We start from the raw sequence: 13,609 nt of genomic DNA on the forward strand, positions 1-13,609 counted from the left end.
ATGGATACAACTAGACTCAAAAGATTTGCCCAATTTGCCCGTCGCAGCCTAATTGAACAGGTTTCTAGTAAATTAAATCATATAATAGCTGAAGACAGTGTAGCTCGTCGCGAAAGCGCAGAAGCAGTAAATAAGCTAGAACAGCAAATTAAAGAACAGGGAAAACAACAGGTCATTGAGCAGGTGGCTTATATCTGGTTTAACCGATTCTGTGCCCTGCGGTTTATGGATTTAAATGGCTATACCACCACCGCCATTATATCCCCTTTAGAGGGACAGTTCCAACCAGAGGTTTTGGCTGAAGCTAAGATGGGGCATATTGATGAGGATATGATGCCCATAGCTAAAACTAGAAATCATGTCTTGACCTTACTAAACGGAACTTCTACCAGCCGAGACCCACAAACGGAAGCCTATCGCCTCCTACTGGTAGCTGCTTGTAACTACTGGCATGGAGCTATGCCTTTTCTTTTTCAGCGCATTCAAGATTACACTGAGCTGTTGTTACCCGATGATTTACTATCAGGAAAATCAATTCTCGCCTATACCCGCGAGGCCATGACTCCTGATGTTGGTCAGGATGTGGAGGTGATTGGGTGGTTGTATCAGTATTATATCTCAGAGAAGAAGGATGAGGTATTTGAGGGATTAAAAAAGAATAAGAAGATTACGCCAGAGAATATTCCCGCAGCGACCCAGCTTTTTACCCCCCACTGGATTGTTAGATATTTGGTGGAAAATTCCTTGGGTCGGTTGTGGATGCTGAATCGTCCCCATTCTCCATTGGTGGAGCGCATGGAATATTATATCAAACCAGAAGTACCTGAATCTGATTTTCTCCCCATTGAAAATCCGGAGGAGATTAAGATATGTGATCCGGCCTGCGGTAGCGGACATATATTGGTATATGCCTTTGAGCTGCTGTATGCCATTTATGAAGAGGAAGGTTATGAACCATCTGAGATTCCTGGTAAGATTCTCACCCATAACCTTTATGGTGTGGAAATTGATGAACGAGCAGGGGAGTTGGCAGCGTTTGCATTGGTGATGAAGGCCCGGGAGAAATATCGGCGGTTCTTGCGTAAGCCTTTCCAACCGAATATTTGCGTATTGCAAAAGGTGATATTTGAGAAGGATGAGCTAAAGAGGTACATGGATTTTATAGGGCGGGATCTGTTTACATATAAGGTGCAAAGCACCCTACATGAGTTTGAAGAGGCTGATAATTTTGGCTCTCTCATTCGTCCCACAGCGACAGATGTGGGAGGGATAGTGGCCATGTTGAAAGGGAAGAATGTTTCTGGGCAACTGCTTTTTTACCAGACCCATCAGAAGGTTTTGCAAGTGTTAAAGCAGGCAGATTATTTGAGTTCTAAGTATCATGTAGTGGTGGCTAATCCCCCCTATATGGGTGGGAAGGGGATGAATAGCAGGTTGGGGGCGTGGGTTAAAGATAATTATCCTGACAGCAAGGGGGATTTATTTGCTGTGTTTATTGAGCGAGGACTACAGCTACTGCCAAGACTAGGTTACAGTGCAATGGTTACTATGCAGAGTTGGATGTTTCTCTCGTCTTATGAAAAATTACGACAGCACCTAATGGAAGAAACCTCGGTAGAATGTATGGTTCACATGGGAAACATGGTGATGGGTATTGCCTTTGGAACAGCAGCAACAATCTGGAAAGTTGGGGGAACACCGTCTTCAAAAGGTGCGTTCTGTTATGTGGAGTACGAAGACATAGGAGATGAAAATAAGCCATTAGAATTTCCTCCCAAAAACTCTCGCAATCGTGAAGCCATTAAAAATCCCAATTGCGGTTGGTTTTTCCGTGCTTCTGCTGCTGATTTTAAGAAGATTCCGGGGAGTCCGGTAGCATATTGGGTGAGTGAACAGATGCGCCAAGTTTTTTATTCCGGAACGGTTCTTAAAGAAATCGGCGATACTCGCCAAGGTATGGCAACGAGTGATAACAACCGATTCTTGAGGTTTTGGTCAGAAGTTAGCATTAATAAGTCCTGCTTAGATGCAAATAGCTGCAATGATGCATCACAATTACCCAAGAAGTGGTTTCCATACAACAAAGGTGGTGATTTCAGAAAATGGTATGGCAATTCGGAGTTTTTTGTTAACTGGGAAAATAATGGGCAAGAACTGCTAAGTTATGCTACCTCTCTATATGGAAGCCCGACGCGGACAATAAAAAGTATATCTCAATATTTTAAATCGTGTATAAGTTGGTCTAAGATATCCAGCGGTAATTTAGCCATGCGATTTTATCCTAATGGATATCTTTTCGATGTCGCTGGATGCTGTATCTTCTCCGAAAAACATACAGATCTAATGTTTTTACTGGGATACTCCAATACCATAATGGTCAGAAGGTTATTAGCAAGTATTTCGCCAACTCTAAACTTTGAAGCAGGTCAAATAGCTATATTGCCCATATTGGAGTTGGATAGAACTAAATTTGACAATCTCCCGAGAGAGTTGATTAGTAGAGCAAAATTAGACTGGGACTCCTATGAAACCTCCTGGAACTTCACCAAACTCCCCCTCCTCGACCCCAGCTACCGCCAAACCACCCTCCAAACCACCTACCAAAAACTCCGCGATCAATGGCAGCAAACAACCCTAGAAATGCAACGCCTAGAAGAAGAAAATAACCGCATATTTATCTTGGCGTACGGACTCCAAGACGAACTCACCCCCGAAGTTCCCCTGAACGAAATCACCCTCACCTGTAACCCCCACTACCGCTACGACCACACCAAACCCCAAACCGAACTAGAAACCCTTCTCCTCGCGGACACCATCAAAGAATACATCTCCTACGCAGTAGGGTGCATGTTTGGACGCTACTCCCTCGACCAACCAGGACTCATCCTCGCCAACCAAGGAGAAACCCTCCCAGACTACCTCCAACAAATCCCCAATCCCACCTTTACCCCCACAAAAAACAACGTTATCCCCATTCTCGATGGCCAATGGTTCACCGACGATATGAGCGATCGCTTCCGCCAATTCCTGCGCCTTACCTTTGGTGAAGAACACTACGAAGAAAACCTAAAATTCATCGAAAAAGCCCTAGGCAAAGATATCCGCAAATACTTCCTCAAAGACTTCTACAACGACCACATCAAACGCTACAAAAAACGCCCCATCTACTGGCTTTTCTCCTCCCCCAAAAGCAACTTCAACGCCCTCATCTACCTACACCGCTATCGCCCAGATACAGTCAGTATAGTGCTAAACGATTACCTGCGGGAATTCCGAGCCAAACTAGAAGCCCGTCAAAATCACCTCAAACGAGTTGAAGTAAGTGCTGATGCCTCCCAGTCAGAGAAAACCAAAGCAGTCAAAGAAATCAACAAACTTGCTACCATAATCGAAGAGCTCGATGACTACGAACGAGAGATCCTCTATCCCCTGGCCATAGAGCAAATCCACATTGACCTGGATGACGGTGTCAAGGCAAATTACCCAAAATTTGGGTTAGCTTTAAAGAAAATCCCGGGATTGGAGACAAAGGAGGAGGACTAATGGCTGAGAAATCTAAGAAAGATATCCAATCAACTCTATCTCCAGTCGAGTATTCCCAACTCCTACTAGAGGTCAAAGAACGAGTTCGCACAGCCCAGTATGCAGCCCTCAAAGCCGTAAATACTGAGCTGGTAGGATTATATTGGGACATGGGCAAAATGATCGTGGAGCGACAAAAAGATAGTGGATGGGGGAAATCCGTGGTAGAAAGGCTATCTGCTGATCTCCAGGAAAAATTCCCCGGTATCAGAGGGTTTTCCGTACAAAATCTCTGGTATATGCGCCAATATTACCTGGAGTTTAGTGGGGATGAAAAACTCCAACCACTGGTTGGAGAAATTGCATGGGAACTAGAAAAAGCCATTATCCCCCGAATAAAGGAACTAAAAGGTCAATTACCTTCCTCAGAAGCGATTTCTAACCTGCTGGAGGGCATTTATGATTAACCGAATTAACCAGTCCCTCACCAAACTCTTTGAAAAACACCGCATTGTGTTCTGGTATGATGCCAAACCGGAACTTGTCCGGGAATTTTTGGGTGGTGTAGAGAAAATAGAACTCACCAATAACCAGTTCGCCGTTAAGTACCGTATCCTGCACCAGGAACCGAAAAGTAAGTTCCTACTCTATCAAGAAACACCTCAACCTCCTGACCTAGAAAACTGGTTGCTGGATGTTCAACTGGCCCACACAGAGTTTCGTGCTGACCAGACTTCTCTATGGCTCGCCGAACTGGAACTAAGTAGGGAGTTTACCCATTTGGTGCAAGGTCACATTGCCTTTTTCCAATCCTCTGAGCGGAGGGAGTTGCTTAAACGATTGATTACATCCCACGATACTATCACTCAAATCCAATTAAAGATGTTAGCTGTCTGCACCGGCTGTGGGTCGGACTCACGATTGGAAGCGATTCTGGAACAACTTTTAGGGGAGCTTTCTAGTGACTGTGCCCAGTATGAGAAAGGTCAAATTGGGGATAAATATCGCCTGATGGTACGGTGCGAGCTAGAGCAGTATTTTTGGGAGCAGATGAAGAACTGCTATGGTTACAGCTGTGCCAAACCAAGTATGAAGGATTTTGCTCTCCAACTCTTCAGCTACTGCTATTTTGAAAACTTTGCCTCCATCCCCAAAGGAACTCAAAACCTCTCCTCCGACGCTGTGGTATTTCTCAAACGATGGAAGGATAGCATTAAATGTCAACATTCCTTCGAGACTTTATCCAGCTGGTGTGCTAAAGACCTTGGCATTGAACATGACCTAGGAGAAAGAGAGATTGGGGAACTGCTCGATGTGGACTACTTCCGCCTAATTGACCAAAGAATATTGAGCGAACTGGTGCGCGGTGTGGAGCAGAGAACTTTACTTGGTAGTGATGTTGCTCAGTGGATATGGCGGCGCAAGCAAAGCCATTGGTATGAAGAGTTTCAACACTACTACGAATGTGTTGGGGCCGCAGCTAAGTTTATACAGGAGTTAGATAGGGCATGCTTTACCATAGAATCCCTAGCTGAAGGGGTGGAAAAATACGCTAAATCATGGTTTCGCATCGACCAGCTTTACCGCAAAACTATCTACCATCTAGGCCGAGTCCCAGACTGTTCATTTATGGGAGGATTAGTTGATTTGATAGAAAACCTTTACGCTAACAATTACCTCTTAAAGCTGAATGATCACTGGCAATCATGGGTTGATCAGACTACGAGTTGGTCTGCACCATATATCTATCTCCAAAATAAATTTTTTCACCACTGGGTACTGCCCTTTCTCAACACAGATAAGAAAATATTTGTGATTATCTCCGACGCTTTGCGCTTTGAAATTGGTGATGAACTGATCAGCTTAATCCGCCAAGAAGATCGTTACGAAGCCACCCTAGAATCAGCCATGGCCATGCTCCCAAGCTATACCCAGCTTGGTATGGCTGCCTTGCTCCCCCATAGCACTCTCGCCATAGCTAATGATGGTTCGGTTTTAGTAGATTCTCAAAGTTCCATGGGAACCGAAAATCGTAAAAAACAAATCAAACGCGGACATTACAAACGTGCCACCGCCATAACCGCAGAAGATCTAAGAGAACTAAGCTCAGACGATCGTCGCACACTCTTCCGTGACCATGATTTGGTCTATGTGTATCATAACCACATTGATGCCATAGGTGATAAACGAGAATCAGAGTCCCGAGTTTTTGATGCGGTTGAAGAAACCCTAGATGAACTCATCAAGCTGATTAAGAAACTAACCAGTGCAAATGCTAGTAATATATTGGTAACAGCAGACCACGGATTTATCTACCAGAACCGGGCGATCGAAGAGAGTGATTTTGCCAGTGATGAACCTCAGGGGGAACAGATCCTGTTTAAAAACCGCCGCTTCGTCCTGGGTAAGGGACTAAAAGAGACCCCCAGCCTACGTAAATTTACTTCCAATCAGCTTGGTCTACAAGGGGAACTAGAAGTGCAGATCCCCAAATCAATCAACCGTCTCCGTCTTAAAGGTTCGGGAAGTCGTTACGTCCATGGTGGCGCCTCCCTGCAAGAAGTGGTGATTCCTATTGTGAAGATCCACAAGAAGCGAACCAGTGATATCACTATGGTGGAAGTGGAAATTCTCCGGGGAGCTAGTTCTATTATCACAGCCACCCAACTGACTGTAGTTATATACCAGACACAAGCAGTTACAGAAAAAGTACACCCCCGGTTTCTGCAAGCTGGAATCTATACTCAGACAGAGGAACTGATCTCCGACTCCCATGACCTCACCTTTGACCTAGAATCAGAAAATCCCAGAGATAGGGAAATTTCCGTCACCTTCACCCTAACACGCAAAGCGGATGAAGCCAATGGACAAGAGGTCTACTTGCGCCTTAACGAAAAACTACCCGGCACATCTCAACATAAGAAGTATAAACACCTTTCTTATACCATGCGCCGCTCGTTCACCAGTGACTTTGATTTTTAAGTGGGAGGAACTGCTTTGAACAACCTGGATCAAAAGATAAATGCCCATTTTCCTGGACTTGTGGTGCGAAAAGACCTGGTTAAGACGGTCAAAGGTAACGCCATCGTTCCTTCCTATGTACTCGAATACCTTCTCGGTCAGTATTGTGCCACCAATGACGAAGCCACTATTAACACAGGGATTGAAACAGTTAAGGAAATATTGCGGAAACATTATGTCCATCGCAACGAAGCAGGGCTGATTCGCTCTAATATTAGGGAAAAGGGACGTTATAAGGTCATAGATAAGATCAGCGTCGAGTTGAACGAAAAGGCGGATGTGTATGAAGCCGAGTTTGGCAATCTGGGCATTAAGAAGGTGTTAGTTGATTCTAGCACAGTCAAGAGCCACCCCAAACTCCTAGTGAGTGGAGTGTGGTGCATTGCAGACCTGGAATACGAATTTAGCGAAGATAAGAATTCTAGTCCCTGGATTCTGGCCTCCCTAAAACCCATTCAACTATCTTACTTTGATTTTGATACTTACGTGCAGGCCCGCCAAGCATTCACCACGGAAGAATGGATTGACTTACTAGTCCAGAGTATTGGTTTTAACCCCGAGATGTTTGGTAGGCGAAGCAAGCTACTTCAGCTCATCCGTCTGATTCCATTTTGTGAGCGCAACTATAACCTAATTGAGCTTGGACCCAAGGGGACTGGCAAATCCCACATTTTTTCCGAATTCTCCCCCCATGGCATCCTCATCTCCGGTGGCGAAGTAACCGTAGCCAAATTGTTTGTCAATAATTCCACTGGTAGGATTGGTTTAGTTGGTTATTGGGATGTGGTGGCCTTTGATGAGTTTGCTGGTAAGCAAAAGAGTGTGAATAAATCTCTTGTAGACATCATGAAGAACTACATGGCCAACAAATCCTTTTCACGAGGTATAGAAACCCTTGGAGCCGAAGCCTCCATGGTATTTGTAGGTAACACCAAGCATACAGTCCCCTATATGCTCAAGCACTCCGATCTTTTTGAAGAACTTCCCGACAAATTCCACGATTCCGCCTTCCTGGATCGCATTCATTTTTACATTCCCGGATGGGAAGTGGACATCATCCGGGGGGAAATGTTCTGCAATGGCTATGGTTTTGTCGTAGACTACCTAGCGGAAATTCTCCGAGCCATGCGTAACCTTGATTACTCAGATTACTATCATACTTACTTTTCCCTTTCTCCTGATATTTCCACCCGCGATCGCGATGGTATTCAAAAGACCTTTTCCGGTTTAATGAAACTCCTTTTTCCCCAGGGTAGTGGGACAGAGTCCGAGGTAGAGGAAATGTTACAAATTGCCATAGAGGGGCGCAAGCGGGTTAAAGATCAGCTATTGCGCATAGATTCTACCTATAGGAAAGTTAACTTTGCCTACGAAAATAGAAAGGGCACCTGTAAAACTGTCACCACCCTGGAAGAAGAAGAGTATGCCAGCTTCTACCACCAGATCCTGACCGAAGAGAAAGAGAGACCATCATTATGGGAAGAGGAGAGAGAAGTTTTTCCACAGGAAGCGCACCTGACCTTTAAAGAGAATCAGCGAGGGGTTTCATTTGACACCCTGTTAGGTCCCTATTTAGAGGGTGCAAAGGAGATTACCATTACCGATCCCTACATCCGAGTTTTTCACCAGGCCTGCAACTTAATGGACTTGATAGAAACCGTAATCAAGTTAAAGCCCAACAGAGACGAAGTAAAGATTAATTTAATTACAACCCTAGATGAATTAAAAGGGGAGCAACAGGTTGAGTATTTAGTGAAGATACAAGATTCCTGTAGTATTGCTGGGATTGATTTCAAGTGGGAATTTGATGGTACTTCTACCATTCACGCTCGACACATAGTGACAGATACAGGCTGGAAGATATTATTAGACAGGGGATTAGACATATTTCAGCACTACGACCTAAAAGATGTGTTCTCGATTCCAAACCGATTGCAGGAGTTCCGGGGGTGTAAAGCTTTTGAGGTCACATTTCTCCGTTGTGACCCTGTCGATTAATCTGATGTAAGTAGGTGAGTTGTAACCATAGGTTTACTGACACGCATCACCAGATTTTTATAAATTTGATGTTGCGGTTGTGTGTAATCTACTAAACAAAGCAAAACTCCCGCATCACACAGAATCATAAATCTAAACTCTGCTGACGATATTTTTGGAGCAAACGTTGTTGATACTCATTCTGCGGTTCATGATTTAGTATAGGTAATTGATCAACCTTTTCAAACCACCGCTTCCACCTATCTGTTAAAGATTCTGAAGATTGAACATTAACTACTTGATTTTGCTTTTGTGCAATTAAGAAATTAATAAACTCATCCACTCTTGATATCAGAGGATCTGGTAATTGTTGTAACTTATTAACCACAACTTCACGAGTATTCATAGATTTATTCCTTTACTTTTTACTTAATAATAACCTAACTGGAAAATTGTGCCTCCCTACTTATCACTGGGCGATCGCTTGTTAAAATAGTAAAACCAGCATTTTAAAACTATGACAACTTTGTATGAACAAGATTTTGCTCTCTGGTCAGAAAAGATGGCTGATCTAATTCCTAACGGGCGTTTTAAGGATGTGCGATCGCACTCTCAAATTATATAATCGATAAATGCAATAAATGCGATCGCTTATTGTTCCTGTTTGTGCTAAGTGGGTGAGAGTTGGTTTTTAAAAATATCTATGGTCTTATTTAGGAGTATATAAAAACCACAGGCGATCGCGAAGCACTCCATACAGGCGATCGCTCCTCTCTTCAATCTAGACTCCAGTTAGTTAGATAGAGATAATTCAAGTTGTAAAGATTAAAGATTGCTGAGTTCCCGTTGTCTCAACCAAGCTTTTCATTTTGTTCACCTTTTTGGATCCTATTAAATTAAGGTAATAAGATTTATCTTCAATGACATTTTGAATCTCATTTTTACGGTATAATGCTACAAATAGTGCAGCTGCTCTTGCTTGACAATTCAGGGATTTTTTTGGATTAAAAGCGATATCAGAGAAACCTTCATAATGCAATAATTCATTTGCAAGTGATTTGTTTTGATGTAATGCTTTCAAATACAACCAATCATAGAATGCTGTTACTGGCTTTGAAGGAAAGTCCTCTTCAAAAAATTTATATCCTACAAAGTCACCAGAATTATGTATTCTTTCATCTTTTTTTGCTTCTCTACTGGAAACATGATAGAGGTCTAAAAAAGGACCACCCTTGGTGAAAAATTTACTTCCCTGATATGCGCACTCAACTGAAAGAGTATACTGATCCTTTGAAAACTTCAGGTTAAACGCACTCAAGTTAATACCTAAAGACTTTAAAGACTTTGAAGATATTTCCAAAACTGGATATATGTTACACTTAGCTGCCGCATCGTGAAGTGAAGTGATTGACCTTTGATATTGTACTTTTGCAAAGCCAGGGTGCCACTCAAATTCTATCAACTTTTCTTCTACAAAAGGAAAAGTTTCAGGACTAGGAATAAAAATAGGACGCTTAGCCATGTTCAACCTTCTTGTTTGAATTGTCTTAAATTTATCATACATCAGTCTTCTTAGCTTGCCAAATTTTATAATCATTTCTAGGTTTAAAATAATACAGATTGACAGAAAATCTTTGTGGATAATTACTAGTATCTAAATTATCCCATTGTTTCATATCTTGTACACTATTAAAACAAACTTTGTCAATGAAGCATGGATCAATTTTATCAAAAACAAGAACTTCCGCTTGAGGGTTAGTTGTAAAGTTATTTAGAATGTTTAAACTATTCCGTTCAATCCCTTCATAATCTTCAAACATTTCGATCAATGCTGAAGTTTCAGATCTGCTTCCCATTAAATCGGCAACTCTTGCATTGTTTGATGCTGCATTTTCCCTATAAAATTTACAGTTCAATTCCCATAATACTGAACGATTTAAAAGTAAAACGACCCATTTACTATCACTAGATTTTTGTCTATATTTGAAAAACATTCTATAATTAGGAAAACTAATACTTAAACAAATTGCTTCTCTTTGAAAATCTATCCGGCGGTCATCATTATATATAAAGTTAAAACCCATTTCGTCGAGTTGCGATCTTCCAATAAGACCAAACTCTAGAATGTTTTCTAAATTTTCAAGACGAGTAAAATGAACTAGACTTTCGATTCCAATTCTATTGCATATATTCCTAATTTCATTTCTGCGCTGTTCATTTTGTTGATGTAATTTTTTACGTTCTTCTTCTTGTTCCCGTTGAATCCGTAACTGTCCCAATTTTTCATCTCCAAAAACCTCCTTAGTTACACACTCAAGCCAACTAGGTTTTGAAGAATTTATATCTTTCCAAATTTCTTCCACTCTACAACTTAACTCATGTATGTAGTTTTCTGAAATATCTCTTCCACTTAACCAAAACCTACTAACTTGCTCACCCTTTTCAGTTAGTTCAATTTCATACCATAAAGTAACAGTTTTATAACCTTTACCGTTGTCTAAAAATTGAGCTAACTCAGGATCTATTGTCCTAATTTTTGTAATATGAAAGAAAATTTTTCCATCAACATTTGAAAAAGTACGACCTATAAATCCAAATCCTTTATCACTGTTGTAGTATTTGACAGTACCAAACTCTATTGTCATAAAATTAATTCCGTAAATTCGTCTTAAATTTTAACCAGATGTCTTCGATTTATTCCGATTATAATATGGATACTTAAATTGAACCACGATAAGTAAATATTTCTGCAGCAATTCATTAGTTAATACACAAAAATTAACATAAATTTATGATCAATACATTTCATTTAAGTAGGCTAAATCTATGATAATGTAGGGGGGTAAATTATTACGTGCACTAAAATGTCCCCCCGGGAGAAAGGTTTTTAAAAACCCTCCTCCTGGTAGGGTCAGCTGTCAACATTACAGTATCACTGGGCGATCGCTCTCAAGATAGTTAGATATAGTACTCTTATCAAAGGTGAAAATGTCAACATCTCATCATATTTTCCATCCAATGAACATAACTGATTTGTTGACACATACAAGCTTGAAGATAGCGGAACTTATCTAACATTTTTTCACCCCATTCATTAGGAACGGATACAAGTTCTAAAATTAGATAAGCGATGAGACTGGCATAAATTTGTATGCCAATACCATTAACGTTTTTCGTAATTAATTTATCCAATTTTAGGTGCATTTTTAAAAACTTCCATAACAGTTCAACTCCCCACCGTAAACGATAAATATCTCTGATTTCATCATCTGTAACTGCTGCTTCTCCATCTGCAGGTAAATTCGTGACTAAGCGAAATTCTGTTTTCGTTTCTAAATCACAAAAGTTAACTACCCTGTAAGCAGAAGCATCACTCGCCGAACCAATTTTTACTAATCCAGTTTCTACTTTAAATTCTAGTTTACAATTATTCTTAATTCGTACCACAAAGTATTTGTCTTTTTGTACTAACTCCCGTATAAAATTTAGTCCTGCAAAACCTCTATCCATTACCCCAACTGCATCTTGAGGTAAATTAGACATCATTGATGAGCCAAATTTGTAATCATGGTCCAAAATTTATCAAATTATCTTCTGGACTTCCCGTAGAAAGATTCAGGGAGCTAAACAATTTTACTTGATGATAACCTAAAACCCATAACAACTTACTTGTTAAAGTAATTATTGTTGAATCGATTGGACAAATTGCGTATTTATCATGTAGCTTTTTATAAGCTTTTTTTTGTACCAATTTATTCAATTGATGATAAATATTTTGGAATATCTCTTGATTCCTGTGTTTGTTAGCTTTGGAAAATGTCGAAATTCTTACATCAATACCTGTATGGTTTAATCTTGTAAATAAGTCCCGCATACTTGTTAAACTATTATCCAAGGCATAAGCCAACCAACACTCAACATAAAGACGGCTGTTCAAAACTGGATAATCATTTTTTGGTAACGGTCTGAGGATGTCCTTGACAATCTTGGGGAATGAATTTATGGTCATTATCAAATTAATATTCGGAAAATTTTGTGATATGATTGTGGTAACATTTTGTTGTTTTGGGGATCCCTTGCCCATATTTTTTTACCCCCTTATTTTCTCAAATTATTGCCACATCTCATCTTCAACCCCCTTGTCACTGTTAAACTCACGTTAAAATATGATTCAAACAATTAGCCGTGTAGACCTATCATCTCTAACGCCCGATATATTTAGAGACCAATATCGCAAAGAAGTAAAACCTGTTGTTATTACAGGATTACTAGACGAAGACGGCGAATGGAACCTCCCATTTCTCGCTGAAAAACTGGGGGATCACGAATTTAATTTCCGCGACTACGGTAAGCAAAGGAATGACTCACAGAACAAACAAGCGATAGGGGTAGGAAGTGGAACTATTACCCGAAGAATGCGATTCTCCGACTATGAACAGATGCTGCGTAGTGGGGAAGCTCGCGAACAGGATATTTACATGGCAAAATGTTCCTTGAAAGACACTCCCTTGGGGAACCCAAAATTCTCAACCAAAATGAGAGAGCAGTTAGGGTTAACAGAAGAGATGAGCGACTTGAGCATGTACACAGGACCATTAGGTCACACCACAACACTGCATTATGATCCATTCGACAATATCTTGATGCAGTTGTCTGGTGTAAAAAAAATCATCCTTTTTCCACCTTCTCAACTCTATAACCTTTACCCAAATCCGGTGATCGGTCATTTACTACATGGTCGAAAATTAGGTTGCTGGTATAGTCAAGTTAACCTTGCTGCTCCTGATTTTAAAAGATTTCCTAAGTTACAGGAAGCACTTCAGCATCAATATGAAGTCATTCTCCGTCCAGGTGATTCAATTTACATGCCTGCAGGATGGTGGCATGAAATAACTATTATCGGTGATAGAATGGCTTCTTCAGTCAGACAACTCTGGAAGACTTGTCCTAGAATGCGTGGGTTTTTATCTTTAAGTAAATGGCGGGTTACTCTGGGATTTTTATTAGAATCGCCCCATACAGGTCGTCTAAATCTTTTCCTCAAAGACTGATTAGGAAATTTTTAACTAGAATTATATTCATAGAGGAC

9 protein-coding genes and 1 pseudogene are annotated in these 13,609 nt (G+C 40.9%); 6 read left to right on the forward strand and 4 right to left on the reverse strand.

Annotation, left to right across the window (positions count from 1 at the left end):
* Genes pglX through brxL form a run of 4 tightly spaced genes read left to right on the forward strand, consistent with a single transcriptional unit; the run spans nt 1 to nt 8,541 of the window.
* On the forward strand, nt 1-3,543 hold the full coding sequence (gene pglX, locus IAR63_RS13140) for a BREX-1 system adenine-specific DNA-methyltransferase PglX (protein ID WP_187705578.1): 3,543 nt from the start codon (nt 1-3) through the stop codon (nt 3,541-3,543).
* Entirely contained in the window at nt 3,543-3,989 is a 447-nt protein-coding gene (locus tag IAR63_RS13145) for a DUF1016 N-terminal domain-containing protein (protein WP_187705579.1), read from the forward strand. Before pglX ends, IAR63_RS13145 begins: the two co-directional genes overlap by 1 nt.
* Nucleotides 3,982-6,504 (forward strand): BREX-1 system phosphatase PglZ type A, encoded by a 2,523-nt coding sequence (pglZ, locus tag IAR63_RS13150; RefSeq protein ID WP_187705580.1) that lies wholly within the window; start codon nt 3,982-3,984, stop codon nt 6,502-6,504. The genes IAR63_RS13145 and pglZ overlap by 8 nt, the downstream gene beginning before the upstream one ends.
* Before the next feature lie 15 nt (nt 6,505-6,519).
* Entirely contained in the window at nt 6,520-8,541 is a 2,022-nt protein-coding gene (gene brxL, locus IAR63_RS13155) for a BREX system Lon protease-like protein BrxL (RefSeq protein ID WP_096547722.1), read from the forward strand.
* A gap of 124 nt (nt 8,542-8,665) precedes the next feature.
* Here brxL and IAR63_RS13160 read toward each other — a convergent pair whose 3' ends face one another.
* Nucleotides 8,666-8,926 carry a hypothetical protein gene (locus IAR63_RS13160; protein WP_115538496.1) on the reverse strand — a complete coding sequence of 87 codons (261 nt, stop codon included), beginning with the start codon at nt 8,924-8,926 and terminating at the stop codon, nt 8,666-8,668.
* 111 nt (nt 8,927-9,037) lie between these two features.
* Here IAR63_RS13160 and IAR63_RS13165 point away from each other — a divergent pair, with 111 nt between their 5' ends.
* On the forward strand, nt 9,038-9,145 hold the full coding sequence (locus IAR63_RS13165; protein WP_235678265.1) for a DUF29 domain-containing protein: 108 nt from the start codon (nt 9,038-9,040) through the stop codon (nt 9,143-9,145).
* Between the two features lie 186 nt (nt 9,146-9,331).
* Here IAR63_RS13165 and IAR63_RS13170 read toward each other — a convergent pair whose 3' ends face one another.
* The 3 genes and pseudogenes from IAR63_RS13170 to IAR63_RS13180 all read right to left on the reverse strand — a co-directional run bounded on the left by IAR63_RS13170 (nt 9,332) and on the right by IAR63_RS13180 (nt 12,529).
* Nucleotides 9,332-10,042: a DarT1-associated NADAR antitoxin family protein gene (locus IAR63_RS13170; protein WP_187705581.1), complete on the reverse strand. Its 711-nt coding sequence runs from the start codon at nt 10,040-10,042 to the stop codon at nt 9,332-9,334.
* A 34-nt stretch (nt 10,043-10,076) separates the two neighbouring features.
* Nucleotides 10,077-11,165, reverse strand: a complete 1,089-nt coding sequence (locus tag IAR63_RS13175) for a DarT ssDNA thymidine ADP-ribosyltransferase family protein (protein ID WP_187705582.1) — start codon at nt 11,163-11,165, stop codon at nt 10,077-10,079.
* Nucleotides 11,166-11,511: 346 nt separating this feature from the next.
* Nucleotides 11,512-12,529 (reverse strand): annotated as a pseudogene (locus IAR63_RS13180) (IS4 family transposase).
* Nucleotides 12,530-12,686: 157 nt separating this feature from the next.
* On the opposite strand from IAR63_RS13180, the gene IAR63_RS13185 reads away from it, so the two are divergent.
* The gene (locus IAR63_RS13185; protein WP_187705583.1) at nt 12,687-13,571 is read left to right on the forward strand and encodes a cupin-like domain-containing protein; all 885 of its coding nucleotides are present in this window, start codon (nt 12,687-12,689) and stop codon (nt 13,569-13,571) included.
* Nucleotides 13,572-13,609 lie beyond the last annotated feature (38 nt).

This window comes from Cylindrospermopsis curvispora GIHE-G1, from assembly GCF_014489415.1.
Classification (GTDB): domain Bacteria; phylum Cyanobacteriota; class Cyanobacteriia; order Cyanobacteriales; family Nostocaceae; genus Raphidiopsis; species Raphidiopsis curvispora_A.

What these genes read in the sequence shown, in the direction of transcription:
- pglX (WP_187705578.1), top strand. Translation starts at nt 1, where the DNA reads ATGGATACAACTAGACTCAAAAGATTTGCCCAATTTGCCCGTCGCAGC.
- IAR63_RS13145 (WP_187705579.1), top strand. Translation starts at nt 3,543, where the DNA reads ATGGCTGAGAAATCTAAGAAAGATATCCAATCAACTCTATCTCCAGTC.
- pglZ (WP_187705580.1), top strand. Translation starts at nt 3,982, where the DNA reads ATGATTAACCGAATTAACCAGTCCCTCACCAAACTCTTTGAAAAACAC.
- IAR63_RS13160 (WP_115538496.1), bottom strand. Translation starts at nt 8,926, where the DNA reads ATGAATACTCGTGAAGTTGTGGTTAATAAGTTACAACAATTACCAGAT.
- IAR63_RS13165 (WP_235678265.1), top strand. Translation starts at nt 9,038, where the DNA reads ATGACAACTTTGTATGAACAAGATTTTGCTCTCTGGTCAGAAAAGATG.
- IAR63_RS13170 (WP_187705581.1), bottom strand. Translation starts at nt 10,042, where the DNA reads ATGGCTAAGCGTCCTATTTTTATTCCTAGTCCTGAAACTTTTCCTTTT.
- IAR63_RS13175 (WP_187705582.1), bottom strand. Translation starts at nt 11,165, where the DNA reads ATGACAATAGAGTTTGGTACTGTCAAATACTACAACAGTGATAAAGGA.
- IAR63_RS13185 (WP_187705583.1), top strand. Translation starts at nt 12,687, where the DNA reads ATGATTCAAACAATTAGCCGTGTAGACCTATCATCTCTAACGCCCGAT.